This window comes from Arthrobacter sp. Sr24 (genome assembly GCF_054511175.1).
On record NZ_JBTNDB010000008.1, the window covers coordinates 38,968 to 57,882 of the forward strand.

General features: G+C 59.8%; 14 protein-coding genes and 1 pseudogene. 9 read left to right on the top strand and 6 right to left on the bottom strand.

Annotated elements, in window-relative coordinates; genetic code table 11:
• Positions 1-1,356: 1,356 nt before the first annotated feature.
• A complete protein-coding gene (locus ACX80D_RS07530) occupies positions 1,357-2,838 on the bottom strand; it encodes a mannitol dehydrogenase family protein (protein ID WP_459322026.1) in 1,482 nt (493 codons plus the stop codon).
• A gap of 174 nt (positions 2,839-3,012) precedes the next feature.
• Between ACX80D_RS07530 and ACX80D_RS07535 the strand changes: the two genes are divergently transcribed.
• Positions 3,013-4,761 carry a pyruvate dehydrogenase gene (locus ACX80D_RS07535; protein ID WP_459322027.1) on the top strand — a complete coding sequence of 583 codons (1,749 nt, stop codon included), beginning with the start codon at positions 3,013-3,015 and terminating at the stop codon, positions 4,759-4,761.
• A 105-nt stretch (positions 4,762-4,866) separates the two neighbouring features.
• Complete coding sequence (locus tag ACX80D_RS07540) at positions 4,867-5,262, top strand: DUF1304 domain-containing protein (protein ID WP_459322028.1); 396 nt, start codon at positions 4,867-4,869, stop codon at positions 5,260-5,262.
• On the opposite strand, the gene ACX80D_RS07545 is transcribed toward ACX80D_RS07540, so the two are convergent.
• On the bottom strand, positions 5,242-6,291 hold the full coding sequence (locus ACX80D_RS07545) for a YdcF family protein (RefSeq protein ID WP_459322029.1): 1,050 nt from the start codon (positions 6,289-6,291) through the stop codon (positions 5,242-5,244). The genes ACX80D_RS07540 and ACX80D_RS07545 overlap by 21 nt on opposite strands.
• Before the next feature lie 166 nt (positions 6,292-6,457).
• Here ACX80D_RS07545 and rlmN point away from each other — a divergent pair, with 166 nt between their 5' ends.
• Positions 6,458-7,711, top strand: a complete 1,254-nt coding sequence (gene rlmN, locus ACX80D_RS07550; protein ID WP_459322030.1) for a 23S rRNA (adenine(2503)-C(2))-methyltransferase RlmN — start codon at positions 6,458-6,460, stop codon at positions 7,709-7,711.
• Between the two features lie 77 nt (positions 7,712-7,788).
• On the opposite strand, the gene ACX80D_RS07555 is transcribed toward rlmN, so the two are convergent.
• Positions 7,789-8,466 carry a peptidyl-tRNA hydrolase gene (locus ACX80D_RS07555; protein WP_459322031.1) on the bottom strand — a complete coding sequence of 226 codons (678 nt, stop codon included), beginning with the start codon at positions 8,464-8,466 and terminating at the stop codon, positions 7,789-7,791.
• A gap of 163 nt (positions 8,467-8,629) precedes the next feature.
• Between ACX80D_RS07555 and ACX80D_RS07560 the strand changes: the two genes are divergently transcribed.
• Positions 8,630-9,787, top strand: a complete 1,158-nt coding sequence (locus ACX80D_RS07560) for an aminotransferase class I/II-fold pyridoxal phosphate-dependent enzyme (RefSeq protein WP_459322117.1) — start codon at positions 8,630-8,632, stop codon at positions 9,785-9,787.
• Between the two features lie 150 nt (positions 9,788-9,937).
• Here ACX80D_RS07560 and ACX80D_RS07565 read toward each other — a convergent pair.
• Positions 9,938-10,345: pseudogene (locus tag ACX80D_RS07565) on the bottom strand (acyl-CoA thioesterase); the annotation flags it as partial.
• 755 nt (positions 10,346-11,100) lie between these two features.
• Positions 11,101-12,543, bottom strand: a complete 1,443-nt coding sequence (gene purB, locus ACX80D_RS07570) for an adenylosuccinate lyase (RefSeq protein ID WP_459322032.1) — start codon at positions 12,541-12,543, stop codon at positions 11,101-11,103.
• Positions 12,544-12,704: 161 nt separating this feature from the next.
• Between purB and ACX80D_RS07575 the strand changes: the two genes are divergently transcribed.
• On the top strand, positions 12,705-13,097 hold the full coding sequence (locus ACX80D_RS07575) for a hypothetical protein (RefSeq protein ID WP_459322033.1): 393 nt from the start codon (positions 12,705-12,707) through the stop codon (positions 13,095-13,097).
• Between the two features lie 25 nt (positions 13,098-13,122).
• Positions 13,123-14,775, top strand: coding sequence for a hypothetical protein (locus ACX80D_RS07580; protein WP_459322034.1), 1,653 nt, complete (start codon positions 13,123-13,125; stop codon positions 14,773-14,775).
• On the opposite strand, the gene ACX80D_RS07585 is transcribed toward ACX80D_RS07580, so the two are convergent.
• On the bottom strand, positions 14,720-15,148 hold the full coding sequence (locus ACX80D_RS07585; protein WP_459322035.1) for a phage holin family protein: 429 nt from the start codon (positions 15,146-15,148) through the stop codon (positions 14,720-14,722). The genes ACX80D_RS07580 and ACX80D_RS07585 overlap by 56 nt on opposite strands.
• A gap of 221 nt (positions 15,149-15,369) precedes the next feature.
• Here ACX80D_RS07585 and ACX80D_RS07590 point away from each other — a divergent pair, with 221 nt between their 5' ends.
• From ACX80D_RS07590 to ACX80D_RS07600, 3 genes are all read left to right on the top strand, one after another.
• Positions 15,370-16,491 (top strand): histidinol-phosphate transaminase, encoded by a 1,122-nt coding sequence (locus ACX80D_RS07590; protein ID WP_459322036.1) that lies wholly within the window; start codon positions 15,370-15,372, stop codon positions 16,489-16,491.
• Between the two features lie 164 nt (positions 16,492-16,655).
• Positions 16,656-17,936: a pyruvate dehydrogenase (acetyl-transferring) E1 component subunit alpha gene (gene pdhA, locus ACX80D_RS07595; protein ID WP_459322037.1), complete on the top strand. Its 1,281-nt coding sequence runs from the start codon at positions 16,656-16,658 to the stop codon at positions 17,934-17,936.
• A complete protein-coding gene (locus ACX80D_RS07600) occupies positions 17,933-18,907 on the top strand; it encodes an alpha-ketoacid dehydrogenase subunit beta (RefSeq protein ID WP_459322038.1) in 975 nt (324 codons plus the stop codon). Before pdhA ends, ACX80D_RS07600 begins: the two co-directional genes overlap by 4 nt.
• Positions 18,908-18,915 lie beyond the last annotated feature (8 nt).

Genomic DNA, 18,915 nt, shown 5'->3' on the forward strand with positions numbered 1-18,915 from the left:
CTCTGTCCGTCTCCTCCTGCTTGACGGCCTGGTATTGCGGTGTTGCTGGTACTACTGTGGTCGTCTCAAGCTGTCGAGGACCACTTACTGCTGGTGTTGCTCTGGTCATCTCAAGCTGTCCGATGACCAGGTATTACGGTGTTGCTCTGTCCGTCTCCTCCTGCTTGACGGCCTGGTATTGCGGTGTTGCTCGGCTCATCTCAAGCTGTCCGATGACCAGGTACTACGGTGTTGCTGTGGTCGTCTTCTACTGCTTGACGGCCTGGTATTGCGGTGTTGCTGGTACTGCTGTGGTCGTCTCAAGCTGTCGATGACCACTTACTGCTGGTGTTGCTCTGGTCATCTCAAGCTGTTCGATGACCAGGTATGACGGTGTTGCTCTGTCCGTCTCCTACTGCTTGACGGCCTGGTATTGCGGTGTTGCTGTGGTCGTCTCAAGCTGTCGAGGACCACTTACTGCTGGTGTTGCTCTGCTCATCTCAAGCTGTCCGATGACCAGGTACTACGGTGTTGCTGTGGTCGTCTCAAGCTGTCGAGGACCACTTACTGCTGGTGTTGCTCTGCTCATCTCAAGCTGTCCGATGACCAGATATTACGGTGTTGCTGGTACTGCTTTTGTCGTCTCAAAATCACGACGAGCAGGTACTAATGCAACGGTGCTTCCCCTTCGACAATCAACCACTAACTACAATTACTTCTAGCGGGGAACTTCCGTTCTCTTTTGTTACGACAAAAAATATAACCACTATTTGCGGACCCGTCAAGTCCTCTTTCGGCTCTCTGGGTTGCCCGCTTTTTTGCGGGGTTCGGACTTAGCTAGTGGTTCGCCTCGGTTCAGCAGCGCGTGATCAATGTCGGCTATCTTGGTGATCGTTTTAGGGCTTTGGGCCAGCGAGTAGGGATGTACAACGACGGATTTGTGAGCCATGTCGTGGAGTGAAATTGTCTCTATGGCAGTGCGCTACCGCTGCGGGCCGGACAGCCGGCGTTTAGAAAGTTGCTCGGGGGCTGGCGCAACTTTCTGTCTGAGCCTCGAAGCTGCGGTGGTTTTGATGGGAAGATATTTGGCTGCACGAGATCTGAACCATGGCGATGGGTGCTGTCAGGCGGTCAGGAACCCTTGTGTCGGTGTCCTAGTTGACGCTGGTGAATGAAGTCCCGAGTCAATTGTTAGTCTGCCCGGTTAGCATTCCCCATAAGGGACACGCTAACGACCCCTTGCGGGTGAGCCCAAGCCGCCGGACCAACCGAAACCCAGCCTAGGATTAGTGACACGAAACCCGGATTGGTGACCGTTAGCACCGGATCCTACATTCGCGCAGTCCGGAATTTTGATCCAAGCCGACCTGCCTAGAGTTACCGGCCCAGCGACACCAGTTCCTGAACAGCCGCACGGGCTCCCCTGGTGTGCAGGGTGTCGAGGGTTTGCAGGTAAGCGGTGGTGAAACGATCGTTATCCACCAAGTCCCCAAAGACGTCGCGGTTGCGCAGGAAAGCGAGCTTGTCCTCGCGCTGGCGAGCTGCTGCGGCCATGAGTGGTTCCTTGAGCCGATCAACTACGGTGATGGTCTGGCCGGATTCGTCCGTCCCTTCCGCATAGCGTGCCCATGAGGCGACGATGCCAGCGGAACGGGCGATCTCGCCGTCGTTCTTCAGGTTGATCCGCACCACCGGCAGGAGCCACTTGGGAATCCGGTCCGAACTTTCCGCGCACAGCCGGGCCAAGGTGTCACGAACATGCTCGTTGGAGTAGCGCTCAATTAGCGTGTTCTTGTACAGCGGCAGGTCCACGCCGGGCAGCGGAGAGAGCGTTGGCCCGCCCTCGTGGTCCATGTAATCGAGCAGGAACGTGGAAAAAAGCGGATCTTGTGCGGCCTCGTGAGCGTAGCGGTAGCCGGCCAGGTACCCGAAATAGCACATGCCCTGGTGCGTGGCATTGAGCAGGCGCAGCTTCATCAGTTCGTAGGGTTCCACATCCTGAACCAACTGCACGCCCGCATCCTCGTACGGCGGGCGGCCCAGGGTGAAGTGGTCCTCCAAAACCCATTGCTCGAAGGGTTCGCAGACCACCGGCCACTGGTCCACAATGCCGAATTCCTTGGCAATGGCGCTGCGATCCTCATCCGTGGTGACGGGGGTGATCCGGTCCACCATGGAGTTGGGGAAGGGAACGTTCTGGCGCATCCACGCGCCCAGTTCAGGATCCCGCAGCTCGGCGAACGCCGTAAACATTTTCTTGGCCACATCGCCATTGCCTTGGATGTTATCGCAGGACATGACCGTGAAAGGGGCAATGCCGCGTGCACGACGGCGGGAAATCGCCTCCGTGATCAGGCCGAAAGTAGTGCGCGGGGCAGCGCCGGGCACCAGATCGTGGATCACGTCAGGGTTTTCGGCATCGAATTCGCCCGTGACGTGGTGGAAGTTGTAGCCACCCTCGGTGACGGTCAGTGAGACGATTTTTGTTTCGGGGGAAGCCATTTTTTCAATCGCGGCCTCGGGGTCTGCCGGGGCGAAAAGGTATTCGGTGATGGAGCCAATCACCCGGGCTTCGCGCCGTCCATCGGGGTGCTTGAGCAGCATGGTGTAGAGGCAGTTTTGTTCCGCCATGACCTGTGCCATTTTCTCATCGTGGGGCAGTACGCCCACGCCACAAATGCCCCAGTCAAGTGCTTTTCCGGCATTCATGAGCCGGTCAATGTACATGGCCTGGTGGGCGCGGTGGAAACCACCCACGCCGAAATGCACAATTCCCGTGGTGACCTTTGACCGGTCATAGGAGGGGACGGCAACGGGAGCAGGCAAATGGGACAGGTTCTCGGCGGTGAGTTGCGGCATGGGGGCTCCTTTGGACGTGATATTCGTCCCACTATATCAAACGAGCGACCTATATCTACTCATATGAGCGAGAGGCTTATTTTCCTAACTTGTCTCTATGCCGCTGTGATTGGCCTGACTGCGGACTATATTGGCCAATAACCGTGGAATGACCCAACTGCCGTAGGAGAACCCGTGCCCCAGGATGTTGCCGCCCAATTAATTGAACAACTGCAGCTTGCCGGTGTGCAGCGAATCTACGGAATTGTGGGCGATAGCCTGAATCCGCTAGTGGACGCGGTCCGGAAAACCGGCGGATCCGCCACGGGCGGTATTGACTGGATTCATGTTCGGCATGAGGAAGCGGCGGCGTTCGCGGCTGGGGCTGAGGCGCAGCTGACAGGAAAATTGGCAGTATGCGCCGGATCCTGCGGACCGGGCAACCTCCATCTCATGAACGGACTCTACGATGCCAACCGCACCGGAGCTCCCGTCCTGGCCATTGCCTCCCACATTCCCAGTAAACAGATTGGCAGTGAGTTCTTCCAGGAAACGCATCCGGACCGGATCTTTGATGAGTGCTCGGTCTACTCGGAGCTGGTGAGCACCGCAGAGCAGGCACCGCGGGTCATGAACAGCGCCATTTCCCATGCTGTTGCACTACGCGGTGTGGCCGTCGTGACGCTGCCCGGAGACATTGCCAACCTCCCCGCCAATGCACCCACCCCACTGTGGCGGGAGCCCAAACAGGCCACCATTGTCCCGGCTCCCGAAAGCGTCGCAGAGCTGGCCGAGGCTATCAACCAAGCGGAGAGTGTGGCCATCTTTGCCGGGGCCGGAGTTCAAGGAGCCCACACCGAAGTGATTGCCTTTGCCGAGCTCATCAATGCACCCATCGGCCACAGCCTGCGCGGCAAAGACTTCATTCAATACCAAAATCCATATGACATTGGCATGACCGGGCTACTCGGTTATGGCGCCGCAGCCGAGGGCATAGAAGACGCCGAGCTGCTGATCTTGCTCGGCACTGATTTCCCCTACGACCAGTTCCTGCCTGACACCCGCACCGCCCAGATTGACCGGGCAGCGGAACATTTGGGTCGGCGCACCGATGTGGACATTGCCGTCCACGGAGATGTCTTGCCAACCTTGCAGGCACTCATGCCACTGATTAAGCCCAAGAAGAGCTCAAAGTTCCTCGAGAAGATACTGAAAAAGCATGATCGCCTAATGAATAAGGCTGTGGGTGCCTATACCCGCAAGGCCGATAAGATTGTGCCCATTCATCCCGAGTATGCTGCCTCACTGTTGGATGAAATTGCTGCCAATAATGCCATCTTCACCGCTGACACCGGCATGTGCAATGTGTGGACTGCCCGCTATATCAACCCGCTGGGCACCCGCCGGTTGATTGGTTCCTACCTCCATGGCTCCATGGCCAACGCGCTACCTCAAGCCATCGGCGTGCAAGCTGCCTTTCCTGGGCGGCAGGTCATTTCAGTATCCGGTGACGGCGGGCTGTCCATGTTGCTGGGCGAATTGATTACAGCCGCCGCTCACAATCTGCCCGTGAAGGTTGTGGTGTTCAACAACTCGACACTGGGCATGGTGAAGCTGGAAATGCTGGTGGATGGTCTGGCCGATTTTGGTGTTGACGTCCCGGACACCAACTATGCAGCCATTGCCGCGGCGATGGGCTTCCACTCGGTCCGCGTTAGCGATCCGGCCAAGATAGCCGATGCCTACCGGGCCGCGTTTGCCCATAATGGGCCGGCGCTGGTGGAGCTCATTACGGACCCCAATGCGCTGTCCATCCCACCGAAGATCAAGGGCGGGCAGATCTTAGGCTTTGCCACGGCCATGTCCAAGGTGGTGCTGAACAAGGGGGCTGGCGAGGCTGTCAGCATGGCCCGGTCGAATCTGCGCAACATTCCGCGCGGCTAGCCCCGCTCACCGTTAGCCCGCGTGGCTGGATTCCGCGCGGCTAGCCGCGGGGCTAAACCCAGCACCAAGTCCCGTATCCATCGACCTCTATAAGCAAGGAGCGCCATGCTGATTGCCGCCCTTATTTTCGCCGGACTGGCCGCGTTGGTGCACGTCTACATCTTTGTGCTGGAATCCCTGCGCTGGATGACCCCGGCAACTCGCAAAACTTTCGGTACCAACGAAAGCCAGGCCCTCGCCACGAAGGAGATGGCCTTCAATCAGGGCTTTTACAACTTGTTCCTAGCGGTGATAGCCGTGGCCGGAATCGTAGCCACCAGTGCCGGGCACCACGGCGTGGGCACTGCTCTGGTGCTAGCGGGCTGCGGATCCATGCTTTTGGCGGGGTTGGTGTTGCTCATTTCATCGCCCAAGAAGGCCAAAGCGGCGGTGGTACAACTTACCTTCCCGCTCATCGCCGTCGTACTTGTTATTGGTTCGCTACTGACCAACAGTCAATAACGAAGCGGTCAACAACATCGTTAGGGACAGGAACGGCACGCACAACAGCGCATGAAGCACTTTGTGTTCCTTCAGAATGGCCGCATACTCGCGCAAGAACGCGCTTGGAAGGAAATAGCGGGCCGTGGGAGAGCCCACCACTTGAGCGTCGAGCCCCAGTTTGCGCGACAGTAGGGCGGCGCGGAGCACATGGTAGTTATTGGTGACGATCACCAGCGGGCCGTCACGTCCGTGCTCACGAGCCACGGCCGCTGAAAGCTGTAGATTCTGGGCTGTGGTGGTGGCCTGCTCTTCAGCAATCACATGCTCGGGCGGAGCGCCCGCCGTGACCAGATAATCAGCCATTGCGGCACCTTCGGGCTGTGATTCATTGGCGCCCTGGCCACCAGAGGGAATCAGCAACGGAACCGCTGGCTCCGTTGCGTGTTCAGAGGTACCAGCCAGTGGGTCCAGCTGCGCGGCCTCCCTGTACATCTCCAGCCCCTTATCGAGGCGGGAGCGCAGCAGTGGCGGCACCTTTCCATTGATGATTTGCGAGCCCAGGATGACAATGGCAGCAGGATTGATGGTGTGCTTCATGCGTCCGTACGCCACCGCATAGGCCAGAAAAACCACAAAAACAACGCCAAAATAACTGCACAAAAAGAACAACAAAGCAGCTATGCCAACGGCCACCGGATTCAAAGTGACCACCAGCAGCACGGCCACAACAGGCAGTCCTAACAGGACTAGCCCGGCCAATAATGACAGTAGATTCCCGGTGCTGCGGCCCTCGCGGCGTGACATGGTCACACCGTTGCTGATCAAGAAGCCGGCCAAGACAACAACTGCCACCGGGGTCAGGGCGAGAACGGCAAAGGATACCCATGCCGTCCACGGAAACCACTCGGACAGGATCTGGGATACACCTGTCAGCGCAAACCAGCCAGCTGCCACCAAGACAATCCCGTTGCGGAGCATCCTGGCATCTTTGCTGCGCAGGCAGAGGTAAACGGCGCTCAAAATAGCGGCGAGAATCAGTGAGAACATGATTCAAGCCTAGACGGGGCGAGCTTCGCGCGGGACGATGGGTCCGCCGTCGTACATGGCTTTTGAAGCATCTCATGGCTGCCCAGTAGCTGTCCTAGACCCCTGCAAATGTGATCTTGGCGGTGAAGACGGGACAGGTTGGGGTAAGTAAGGGATGATTGAAAGGATGACTTCCCCCAAAAACATTCCCAGCCCCGCAGTCGCCCCCTCCGCGAGTGCACCGAAGCGCCGTCCGGCCCGCCCGGCACAGGTTATGCCTGCCACCGAGGGCTGGGACCAGGCCAAGAACCCGGAAGGCCGCCCGCTGCTGCAGTTCAAGTCGCCGCGCGTGTCACAGCCGCCGGTGCACTTGGCTGATCTGACGCTGCCCGAGCGTGAGGCCAAGTTCAAGGAGATGGGGCTTCCGGCGTTCCGTGCCAAGCAACTCTCCGTGCATTACTTCCAGCACTACACCACTGATCCTGAACGCATGAGTGATCTGCCCAAGGATCGCCGCGCTGAGATCGTGGACACCATGTTCCCGAAGCTGCTGACCGAGATCAAGCGCCTCACCACGGACAACGGCGACACCGTGAAATTCCTGTGGCGCCTCTTCGACGGCTCACTCGTGGAGTCGGTGCTCATGCGCTACCCCGGCCGCGTGACCCTGTGCGTATCCAGCCAGTGCGGTTGCGGCATGAACTGCCCCTTCTGCGCCACCGGCCAGGCCGGGCTGACCCGCAACATGTCCACGGCTGAGATCCTGGACCAAATTGTGCAGGCCAACCGAGTCATCGCCGAGGGCGGGCTGGGGAATCTGCGCCGCGACGGCGGGCACGACGCCGAGCGCGTTACCAACATTGTCTTCATGGGCATGGGCGAGCCCCTCGCTAACTACAAGCGCGTCATGAACGCCGTGCATCGCATGGTTGCTGAGGCTCCCGAAGGCTTGGGCATGTCGGCCCGCGGCATCACAGTTTCCACTGTTGGCTTGGCTCCGGCCATCAACAAGCTGGCACAAGAGGGCCTGGCCATCACCTTCGCACTGTCCCTCCACGCCCCGGACGACGAACTCCGCGACGAACTCATCCCCGTCAACGACAAGTGGAAGGTGGACGAGGTCCTTGACGCCGCGTACAACTACTACAAGGTCACCGGCCGCCGCGTCTCCATCGAATACGCGCTGATCAAGGATATGAATGATCACCCGTGGCGTGCTGAGCTTCTGGCCAAGAAGCTCAACCAGCGCGGCCGCGGCTGGGTCCACGTGAACCCGATCCCGCTGAATCCCACCCCGGGCTCCATCTGGACCTCCTCAGAGCCTGAGGTCATGCAGGAGTTCATCGACACGCTGATTGAAAATGGCGTACCCACCACGCTGCGAGATACCCGCGGCAAGGAAATTGACGGAGCCTGCGGCCAGCTCGCCGCTGCCGAGTAAAGCTCTAATGCAAAGGACGACGCCGGAACTTAGGTTCCGGCGTCGTCCTTTGCGTTGAGCGGTGGTTTAGTGTGCGCTCAGGCCTTGGTCGCCAACCCTGTGGTGGTGACGAACGCCGTGGTGGAGCCGGGCTCAATCTCGGTGCGGCCAGCGTCCTGAATGACCGGGCCCTTGCACTTGCGGGCGCCCTTTTTGAACTCTTTGGCTGCGAGTTCCTGTACACCCACGGGGCAACCTGCGTTGATCCACGCCTGAACGGCAGCTGGCTTTGACTCAAGTACCCATGCGAATAGTGCGTGGGCGGCCTGGGCGGCGGCCTTGCCAGTTGACATCCCCAAGGAGTCGTTGAGGGTGATGGTCAACGCGGCCTCCGGGAGCGGATCGCCGGGCGGCAACTGGGTCCCGGACACTTGCAGTTTGGCCAGCAATTTCGGCAGCGCTGCCGCTGGCATGGGCGGCAGGCCCGCGGCCCGGCCTTCACCAACGGTGGCGAGCACGTGATCGGGGAATGCCGCCAGCACCTTAGCGAACATCTTTGAATCGGCGCGGCGCACGGATTTAGCGAAGTGGCCGGCGGCCCAGATCCGCCAATCGGTGTTTTCCGGGGCGTGTAGGTACGCCTGAACTGAGGCTAAAGCTGCCGCGGCGATGCCGTGCTGTTCGCTGGCTGGTTCTTCCCGGTCAACGAACAAGATGATGGGTTGGACAAGTTCTTGGTCAACGTCTTTGATAACGAGTTCGCTAAATTCACTCACCTATCAAGGGTAGGGGTAAAGCATGGTGCGTGTGACAAGCTGGAACGGGGGCCAAGCGTGCCTCTGCCGTTCCGCCATTGGCAGCCCCAACAGCAATTAAGGAGAACCCGTGTCCAAACCGCTCACCGTTGCCAGCCGCGCCCAAGTGCCGCCCTTCCAGGTCATGGATATTCTCTCCCGCGTGGCGCAGCTGCGGGCCGAAGGTCGGGATGTGATTTCTTTGTGCGCTGGTGAGCCCGGCGGTGGCGCCCCAGCGGCAGTGTCCGCGGCGGCCGCAGCCATCCACGCCGCCGGAACACCCCTGACTTACACGCCGGCGTTGGGAATTTCCGAGCTGCGCGAAGCCATCGCCGGACACTACCGGCGCTGGTACGGGCTGAAAATACCGGCCCGAAACGTGGCCGTCACCACTGGCTCCTCCGGTGCCTTCGTGCTCACTTTTCTGTCCGCATTCAACGCCGGAGACCGCGTGGCTTTGGCCCGCCCCGGCTACCCGGCCTACAAGAACATCCTGCGCTCGCTGGGTGTGGAGGTAGTGGAGCTCGACTGCGGCCCGGACACCCGTTTTCAGCCCACCCCCGCCCTGCTCGAGGAGGCAGTGGCCGAGCATGGCCCGCTGACCGGTCTGATGCTGGCGTCCCCAGCCAACCCCACCGGAACCATGGTGTCAAAGAGTGAGCTAGAAGCCTTGACCAGCTGGTGTGCGGGAGCTGGCGTGCGCCTGATCAGCGACGAGATTTACCACGGCATCACCTACCCCGAGATGGGGGCTGAAAACCCGCGCGGCGTGTGCGCTTGGGAGCTGGACCGTTCCGCCGTCGTTATTTCCAGCTTCTCAAAATACTGGGGCATGACCGGTTGGCAGCTGGGTTGGGCCATTGTGCCCGATGACCTCATTGACACGGTCGACGCGCTCGCCGGCAATGTGGCGCTATGCCCGCCTGCTCCTGCCCAGATGGCCGCGGTGGCGGCTTTCAGCGAGCCTTCTTACGAGGCAGCCGAGAATTTTGTGGCCGAATATGCCCGCACAAGGGAGTACTTGCTCGCCAACCTGGACCGGCTGGGCTGGGGCGATGCCGCGCCAGCCGACGGCGCGTTCTACCTCTATGCCAACCTTGGACCGGCCATGAACGGGTTCGCCGATTCGGCCGAGTATTGCGCTGCGTTGTTGGAATCTGCAGGTGTGGCCGTGGTGCCCGGGCTCGACTTCGATGCGGTGTCCGGCAAGGACACGGTGCGCCTGAGTTTCGCCGCAGGGTACGACGTCGTCCGTGACGGCTTTGAGAGAATCGTAGCCTTCCAAACCTCCCGGACTGTGTGACGGAAGCGTCAGGGTGTGCGGGGCTGGGGGTACTTGGTGGTTCTAGGCTGTTATTGGTGCGGTGACTTCTTCGGTGATGTCGTCGGTGATCTCTGGGGTGTGCGGGCTCCCAGTGGTGGCATTGCTGCCTGCAGCTGCGAGGTAGTCGCGGTGCTTGGTGGGAATCCTGTCCCGATCGTAGGTAATGGTGTCGTAGCCGTGGGGCGCGGGTTTACCGTCTGCTCCTAGATTCACGAAGACAATTTTCTCAATGGTGAGGATGGATTCACGTGTAAACATGTTCCGGACCTCGGCGCGCATCGTCAGTGACGTGCGGCCAAAATGGGTCGCCGTCAGGCCCATCTCGATCAGATCGCCCTGCTCGGCGGAGGAAACAAAGTTGATTTCCGACATGTACTTGGTCACGGCCCGACCATTGCCCAGTTGCACGATTGCGTAAATCGCCGCTTCTTCGTCAATCCAACGCAGGAGGGAACCTCCGAAGAGTGTGCCGTTTGCATTGAGATCCTCGGGGCGGACCCATTTACGTGTGTGGAAGGTGATATCGCCGTTACTCATGACTACAAACTTACCGCCAAGCAGCGCGGTCTAGGCCCGGTATGTCCGCGGAAACACACCATGTGCTGTGCCACAGTTTCTCGGATTGAGGGATCTATTCCTCCATAGACGCCGCAGCGTGGAACGCTGTCCACAAAAGCGTTTTGTGCCCTTTTGCCTGGGGCGCGGAAGGGGAAGTGTGGAGCCATGGAAAGGATCAACCATGGATAACTATTTTGGCCCCGATGATGATTGGTATGTGGGCGAGAGCAACATAGACGAGGCTGTAGATCGAGAGTTTAGGCAGCTGACGAATCCGCTGATGAGGCCCCACGGCAACGAGTGTCTGGTGTGCTTTTTGGTGCGGATGGTGCCCGTATTGGAGCCCGTGGGGTTTGCCATGACCAGTCTGTTTCGGGACAGCAATGCCCCGCGCGCCACCGGCCTTGGTCCACGATTGCTGCGGCTGGGGATCCACGGGGACGTGAATCTCCTGCGGAACGGTACCGTGGCCAACGGGTTGATTTGGGTTGATGAGCGCTGTGCGGACTGCAACATGCCGCTGGGTGCGCCGCCGTGCATGGAGGTGCGTAGGGGATCAACACAACCGTGCAATCTTTGGCTTTGGCGACGGCACGCCGTGCTTGTGGGCGGCTTGGACTGGCCATGACCACGCCACTGAGGTTTTCGGTTCATGACAGAAGCGGCACCCGGGTGCGCCTGTCGCGCAAACCCGGGTGCCGGCGTCGGACGTCCCTTTCGGGACCGAGCTGAGACTACTTGTTCAGGTGATCCACCAGGGACTCGGCGATGCCGATGTACTTACCCGGGGTCAGCGCCAAAAGGCGCTCCTGAGCGCCGTCCGAAAGGCCCAAGCCTGAGACGAATTCCTGCATGCGCGCAGCATCTACGCGGTGGCCGCGAGTCAGGTCCTTCAGGCGCTCGTAGGGGTCTTCCATGCCTTCCACGCCCGCGATGGCCTCGGCGCGCATGACCATCTGAATGGCTTCGGCGAGAACTTCCCAGTTGTGGTCAAGATCGTAGGCCAGCACGGCTTCGGCAGTGTCCAAACGGCCCAAGCCACCGAGAACGTTGTTGATGGCGAGCAGGGAGTGACCAAAGGCGACGCCGATGTTGCGCTGGCTCGAGGAGTCGGTGAGGTCGCGCTGCCAGCGGCTGGTGACTAGAGTCGCGCCCAAGGTATCGAGCAAAGCATTGGAGATCTCCAGGTTCGCTTCAGCGTTTTCGAAGCGGATCGGGTTGACCTTGTGCGGCATGGTCGAGGAACCGGTGGCACCCGGAACAGGGATCTGCGCAAAGTAACCGATGGAGATGTAGCTCCACACATCCGTGCAGAGGTTGTGCAGAATACGGTTGAACCGTGCCATGTCGGCGTAGAGCTCAGCCTGCCAGTCGTGGGATTCAATCTGCGTGGTCAGCGGGTTCCAGGTCAGGCCCAGAGCTTCAACGAAGTTCTTTGCAACGTCTTCCCAATCAGCTTCCGGGACAGATGCATAATGCGCGGCGTAGGTGCCGGTGGCGCCGTTGATCTTGCCCAAGAACTCGGTCTTGGCAATGCGGTCCAGCTGGCGGGTCAGACGGAATGCCGTGACTGCCAGCTCCTTGCCCAGTGTGGTGGGGGTTGCGGGCTGGCCGTGCGTGCGCGAGAGCATCGGGACGGCACGGTTTTCCTCAGCCATCTCGGCGATCTTGGCTACGAGGGCGCGCGCGGCGGGAAGCCAAGCATCCTCGACGGCGCCCTTGACGCCAACGGCGTAGGAGAGGTTGTTGATGTCTTCGCTGGTGCAGCCGAAGTGGACCAGCGGCTTCAGGCGCTCCAGGCCCAGCGCGGCAAGATGGTTGCCGATGAAGTACTCCACAGCCTTGACGTCGTGGACCGTAACCTTTTCGATGTCGGCCAGTTCCTTGACGGACTCGGCATCAAACTCGGTCACGATGGCGCGCAAGCCAGCCTGCTGTTCTGCGTTCAGGGGCTCAGTGCCAGGCAGGACGTTGTTGTTGGTCAAATGGATGAACCACTCAACTTCGACAGCTACGCGATCGCGGTTCAGGGCAGCTTCGGACAGGTAGTCAACCAGAGGTGCGACAGCGCCGGAGTAGCGGCCGTCAAGAGGCCCCAAAGCGATGCGCTCGGAGGAAGCGGCCAATGACTTGCGGCCGGAAGGGATGCGGGCTGTGGCATTTGCGGAATCAGACATGGTCCTAATTCTTTCATGAACCGCCAATTCCTCCACAGTGGGGCCTCCCCTCTGGACAAGCCACAATCCGAGGTCAAGGTGTGGTGCGGGGTTTAGCCGGCATTCTAGGGTGGCCTTCAGGGCAGTAATAGGAGCACGTTCTATGGAAGGTGGTGCATCACGTGGCTGTTGACGGAGCCTTCCAGATCGGCGCTGGGTCCTACATTGGGCCAGCACCAGAAGCCGTTGCTGCTATGGCCGTCCGGCTGGATGGAATCTGCCAAGAAATGGCGGATTTGCGATTCCAATTAGCTCAAGTGGCGCTGGTGAATTGGAAATCCCCGGCCGCTGTCGCTTTCAGAGAGGAGCTTGCCGACCGTGATGGCGCTATGGTGGCTGCAATCCGGGCCACTGACAAAGCAGTGACTGAGAGTGACGCTTATGGACGTTTTCTCAACAGCAACTCCACCGGCTCCAGCAATTCCATTGCTCCGGCGGAATTCCTGAACCCCGCTTTTCAGTTGCAGCCGGGTCCCACCTTTGGTGGCGTGCCAGGAGGCTCGCTTCAGTGGTGAACCATGGGGCTGGAAAGGTGTTGATATGACTCAGTGGGGAGGAGATGGAACCGAGTTCACCGTTGCGGGCGGACTCAATTCCGTCAGTTATGTAATGGAGGAGATCGAAGCTGCCGGAGTCACCATGGGCAAGCTGGCCGAACGCATGGGCCAGCTTATTGGCGCCATGGACGCGGAAGCGAACTGGTTGAACCGGGCCGCGGCAGGAGCGTGGCCGTACCCCTATGGCCCGTTGGCTTCCTTGCGTAACGCGGTGTGGGTAGCTGGCCGGGTACAAGAGGATACAGCTGCATTTGCTCGCAAGGCACACCGCGCAGGTGAGAACTACGCGGACGTGGAGGCCCGCAATGCTGAGCTTATCGCCCGGATAAACCGACTTTCCGCCCTTCGCAAGGGCTTGCGCGCATGGGTTTTGGGGCCATTGGCTCCCGTTCAGGTTGTCTTCGATGCGGCGGCATTGTTGCGGCAACCAGGTGCGGGGATACGTGACGTGACAGAAAAGATCCTCAACGATGGCGGTGCCTATGGCGCGGGTTTATTGGGCACGGGCGCTGGGATGTTGTATTTGCTATCCCAACTCCGCAGACAAAACCACGGCGGATCGGGTGTCCAGCCAGCTTTTTTGCTTCGGAAAGCTTTTGATGGAACGGGATTGGCGCGGCCCGGACAGGTGGCTGTTCGGCCGGTTCCGGTACGGGAATGGGACCCCGCGGATCCTTACTACCCGCCGGGTCACGCATCCTACGCAGACGGTGTGCCATGGACGGTGGAAGCCAGCATTGAGGGCCTCTTGGCCGGCAGCTCCGATGCCTACAAGCATCCGCTCGGGTCTATCGGGGTGGTGCGGATCGAGCGTCCAGATGGCAGCCTGGCGTGGGTGGTCCACCTTCCCGGAACTGAAGACTGGTCCACGGTAGATAGCAAAAATCCCTTCGATATGGAGGGAAATTTAGAGGGCCTGACGGCGGCCCAGCGAGAGGCCTTCGAGCAACAGTCGGTGGTGGTGCAAGAACTCATCAAGGAAGCGCTTCGAGCCTCAGGTGCTTTACCGGGGGACGATGTGCTCATGACCGGGCACAGTGGTGGCGGCATCCACGCTGCTGCGGCTGCGGCAGATCCGGCCTTCCTGGCAGAAGTCAGTGTGAAGATGATTATCATTGCTGGCTCCCCTGCGAAAAATGCGGCTATCGCCCCGGGGACGGCGGTGCTGGATCTACAAAATGAGCACGACATCGTCACAGCAGCCGACTTTGGTCCACCACCGGCGACACCCAACTGGGTGACTGCGACATCACACCGGCCACCCTCGGAGAGTGGCTCAAATTTGGGCACGATGATTCCCGAAGCTCACGCCATTGATAATTACCTCAAGGATGCGGCCACCCTTGATCAGTCTCAGGACCCTGCCATCGAGGAGTCACGGGAGATTCTGAGAAAAATTATGGGCGCCGGGAGCGCAGGCGCTGCGGTCGGCGGGACCAAATGGGTGTATCAGGGGAGTGACGTCAACGCTCAGCAGAAAACCAAACCTCAACCCAAGTCCAACCCGGCGTTCGATCGTGTCAAGAAGGCGGGCATGGGTGGCTCACTCAACACCGGCAACCGCCAGCAACCGCCGATTCCTAGCGTCGGGACTTCGAGTTCCCCAGATTCCCGGTCAGCAGGGAAACGACACTGATGATCAAGGAGGCCAGAATGGCTGTCCAGAAAAAACTATCAATGGTGAACTGCACCGGTGTGTACGTACTGAGCCAGGCGGTCAGGGACAACATGGCGGCATTGATGACGATGGTGAACAAGCCCAGAGTCAAGATGGTCACTGGCAGTGACAGCAGCTTCACAATCGGTTTCACCAAAGCGTTGACCACGCCAAAAACTAAACCAATGAATAAATATCCCAAAGCCGTGTTGACGGTATCTGCTGTCCCTGACGGGCCGCCCAGATTGGAATCCAGGACCGATGTGGAAGCTATCGCCATGCCAGGAAGAACCCAGCTGGCGATCCACAAGGCAACGGCATTGAGCACTACTTGAACGAGGATTCTTCGCATGTCTCTATCGTTCCACAGTCGCGCCCTGGTGGCATGTGTCTTCTCTTCGAGCTGTCCTCCCCGGTCCTCGCTCCCCTCGCCCGCTCCCAATGCTCGCGCGCTCGCAGTGGGTCCCTCGCTGGCGTGGGCCCATGCCCGGGGCCCCTCGGCCATTAGCGCCTAATGTCCTCCCCGGCCCTCGCTCCGCTCGCCCGGGGCCCCTCGGCCATTAGGCTTAGCTCATGACCGAGATTAATAGTCCTGCAAAGTCGGCCGTGCGGCCCCGTCCTGCGGTGGATCGCCTGCCCAAGTATGTTGCGGGGAAACCGCCGGTGGATATCCCCGGTCTGGAGAGCTTTAAGCTCTCTTCTAACGAGAATCCGCTGGGCCCTGTCCCAGCCGTCTTAGAGGTCTTGCGCAATGCCGCGGATATCCACCGCTATCCGGACTCGGGAAGTGCCCGCTTGTGCGCAGCTCTCGGCGAGTTTCTCGACGTGCCAGCCAGTGACATTGTCCCCGGCGCTGGCAGCCTAGGCGCCCTCAACCAGATTCTGGCCGCCTTTGCAGGCCAGAACGAGAACGGTGTGCAGGACGAGGTCCTCTACGCGTGGCGCTCCTTCGAGGCTTACCCCATTTGCGTTGGACTTGCCGGAGCCAAAAGTGTTCAGATTCCCGTTCGTGCCGATGGTAGTCACGACCTTCCCGCCATGGCCGCCGCAGTCACAGACAACACCAAAGTGGTTCTGCTGTGCACGCCCAATAACCCCACGGGACCTGCCCTGGGCTCAGCGGAAACTGAAGAGTTCATTCGAACTGTTCCCCGCGACGTAGTCATTGTCATCGACGAGGCCTATCAAGAATTTGTGCGCATAGGTGATGCTGTCAACGGCGTAGAGCTCTACCGCAAATACCCCAACGTCATGGTTCTGCGGACATTCTCCAAGGCGCATGGGCTGGCCGGCTTGCGCGTTGGTTACTCCCTGTCACAGCCTGAGATCACCCAGTACGTGCGCGCGGCAGCAACACCATTCGCCGTCTCCGGAATAGGGGAATCGGCAGCGCTCGCGTCGATGGAAAATTACAGTCAGGTTGTCGAAAGAGTACAAAGTCTGGTTGATGAACGCGATCGCGTCATGGCTGGTTTGAAGGATCTTGGGTGGGAAATTCCAGACGCCCAAGGCAACTTCGTCTGGTTGGCGCTGGGCCCCAATAGTCAAGAGTTTGCTGCATTAGCTCAGAGTCAGGCCCTTTCAGTGCGCGCCTTCGGTGAGGAGGGCGTTCGGGTCACCATCGGTGAGGTGGATGCGAACACCCGATTCCTTGAGATCTGTGCGTCCTATACAAAAGAGCCACGGCGTTCCTAGCGGTTAACAAAGGCATGAATTACCGGGCTGTACCGATACAGTTGTAAATCGAAAACGTATATATATGCGCGCCGCGGAATGCATTCCGCACATGGCATATATCGGCACCAACGAGTCGACGCAGGGCACATGTTGTCCGAAGAATTGGCAGACGAGGAGACAGCATGGGCGCCGCCCAGCAAGCTGACACAGGCACATCAGAAACAGGTGCCCAGGCATTGACGCACCCGCAGGCAGGAAACCCGCCAGCGGGAGACCAAACAGGTGTCCGGCAGCCTAACCCAGCAGGGCTATCTGCCGGAGTGCTGCGCACTGAAGGGGTGGGCCCGGACCAAGCGGTACAACTCTTGGATGCGCATGGCGTCACCCATCACGATGCCACCTTCAGCCCGTACATCGAGAAGCTGGACCCGGAAGTTCTGCGCGGTTTCTACCGCGACATGGCTACTGTGCGTCGCTTCGACACCGAAGCCACAGCGCTCCAACGCCAAGGTGAACTGGCCTTGTGGGTGCCGGTCATTGGCCAAGAAGCTGCCCAAATTGGTTCCGGTAGTGCCATGAACAAGGCCGACTACGCGTTCCCCACCTACCGTGAACACGGCGTGGCACTGACACGCGGCCTCGACTTGGCAGATCTGCTCAAGCTCTTCCGAGGCGTCACCAACGGCGGTTGGGATCCTCGCGAGACCAACTTCCACCTCTACACGCTGGTTCTGGCGGCGCAAACACTGCACGCCGTGGGCTACGCCATGGGCATCTCACGCGATCTAGTGGCTGACCCTGCCACCGAGCCAGCCGCCGTCGTCGCGTACTTTGGTGACGGCGCCAGTAGCGAGGGCGATGTGCACGAGTCCATGGTCTTCGCCGCCTCCTACGACGCCCCCGTGGTGTTCTTCTGCCAGAACAACAACTGGGCCATCTCCGTTCCCTTCGAGGTCCAGTCCAAGATTCCGCTGGTCAACCGGGCCGCAGGGTATGGAATTCCTGGCATTCGCGTTGACGGCAATGATGTTTTGGCCGTCTATGCCGTGACTCAGTGGGCACTCGATCATGCCCGTAGCGGCCATGGGCCTGTGTTTATTGAGGCCTCCACCTATCGCGTGGGCGCTCACACCACGGCAGATGATCCCACCAAGTACCGGATGAACGCTGAAGAGGAACTCTGGAAAACCCGGGATCCGCTGGTGCGCTTCGAGGCATACTTACGCTCCGAGAACCTGGCCGATGACGCCTTCTTTGAACAGGTGAAAAGCGACGGTGAAGAGCTGGCTGCCCATGTGCGTCGTGCCACGCTGGCGTTGGGTAGTGCGGATATCCGCCACAAGTTCGCCACGGTTTACGCCGAGGCTCACCCGTTGGTGTCCGAGGAATTGGCTTGGTTTGAAAACTACGAGGCGTCCTTTACTGACGTCGACACCGAAAACGCACAGGGCGGTGCCGCATGAGCACAATGACCATGGCAAAAGCCATCAATGAAGGCCTTCGGGCCACACTGAATAAGGACCCCAAAAGCTTCCTTATGGGTGAGGACATTGGCGCTCTCGGTGGCGTTTACCGCATCACCGAAGGCCTGCAAAAGGAATTTGGCGCCCACCGGGTTATGGATACCCCGTTGGCCGAGTCCGGGATTATCGGCACGGCACTCGGTATGGCGCTGCGCGGGCACCGGCCCATCTGTGAGATCCAGTTTGACGGCTTTGTGTTCCCTGCCTTCAACCAGATCACCACTCAGTTGGCCAAGATCCGCACCCGCTCCGACGGTCAACTCAGCGCCCCCGTGGTCATCCGCATTCCTTATGGTGGCGGCATTGGTTCCATTGAGCACCACTCGGAATCTCCGGAAGCGCTCTTTGCCCACACACCCGGGCTGCGCATCATCACCCCCTCTAACGCTAACGACGCTTACTGGATGATCCAGCAGGCCGTTGAATGCAAAGATCCCGTCATCTTCTTTGAACCCAAGCGCCGCTACTGGCTCAAGGGTGAAGTAGACACCGAAAACAGCCCAGGCGATCCTTTCAAAGCCCATGTGGTGCGCGAAGGAACCGATGCGACCCTGGTAGCTTATGGCCCGCTGGTACCCGTGGCCCTGGCCGCAGCCAACGCCGCTGCCGAAGACGGCCACAGCGTGGAAGTCATCGACCTGCGCTCCATCTCACCCATTGATTTTGACACCGTTGAAGCCTCCGTCAACAAGACTGGGCGCTTGGTAGTAGCTCATGAAGCTCCCACCTTCGGCGGTATTGGCGGCGAAATCGCCTCACGTATCAGCGAACGCTGCTTCTACTCACTGGAAGCCCCGGCCATTCGCGTGGGCGGATTCCACATGCCCTACCCCATAGCCCGAGTGGAAGAGCACTACCTGCCGGACATTGACCGCATGCTGGAGGCGTTGGAACGCGCCTTCGCATACTAGGAAGGCCC

Coding starts and splice junctions, on each gene's coding strand:
- ACX80D_RS07530 (WP_459322026.1), bottom strand. CDS start 2,838: ATGCCGCAACTCACCGCCGAGAACCTGTCCCATTTGCCTGCTCCCGTT.
- purB (WP_459322032.1), bottom strand. CDS start 12,543: ATGTCTGATTCCGCAAATGCCACAGCCCGCATCCCTTCCGGCCGCAAG.
- rlmN (WP_459322030.1), top strand. CDS start 6,458: ATGACTTCCCCCAAAAACATTCCCAGCCCCGCAGTCGCCCCCTCCGCG.
- ACX80D_RS07585 (WP_459322035.1), bottom strand. CDS start 15,148: ATGCGAAGAATCCTCGTTCAAGTAGTGCTCAATGCCGTTGCCTTGTGG.
- ACX80D_RS07545 (WP_459322029.1), bottom strand. CDS start 6,291: ATGTTCTCACTGATTCTCGCCGCTATTTTGAGCGCCGTTTACCTCTGC.
- ACX80D_RS07540 (WP_459322028.1), top strand. CDS start 4,867: ATGCTGATTGCCGCCCTTATTTTCGCCGGACTGGCCGCGTTGGTGCAC.
- ACX80D_RS07600 (WP_459322038.1), top strand. CDS start 17,933: ATGAGCACAATGACCATGGCAAAAGCCATCAATGAAGGCCTTCGGGCC.
- ACX80D_RS07580 (WP_459322034.1), top strand. CDS start 13,123: ATGACTCAGTGGGGAGGAGATGGAACCGAGTTCACCGTTGCGGGCGGA.
- ACX80D_RS07590 (WP_459322036.1), top strand. CDS start 15,370: ATGACCGAGATTAATAGTCCTGCAAAGTCGGCCGTGCGGCCCCGTCCT.
- ACX80D_RS07560 (WP_459322117.1), top strand. CDS start 8,630: ATGGATATTCTCTCCCGCGTGGCGCAGCTGCGGGCCGAAGGTCGGGAT.
- pdhA (WP_459322037.1), top strand. CDS start 16,656: ATGGGCGCCGCCCAGCAAGCTGACACAGGCACATCAGAAACAGGTGCC.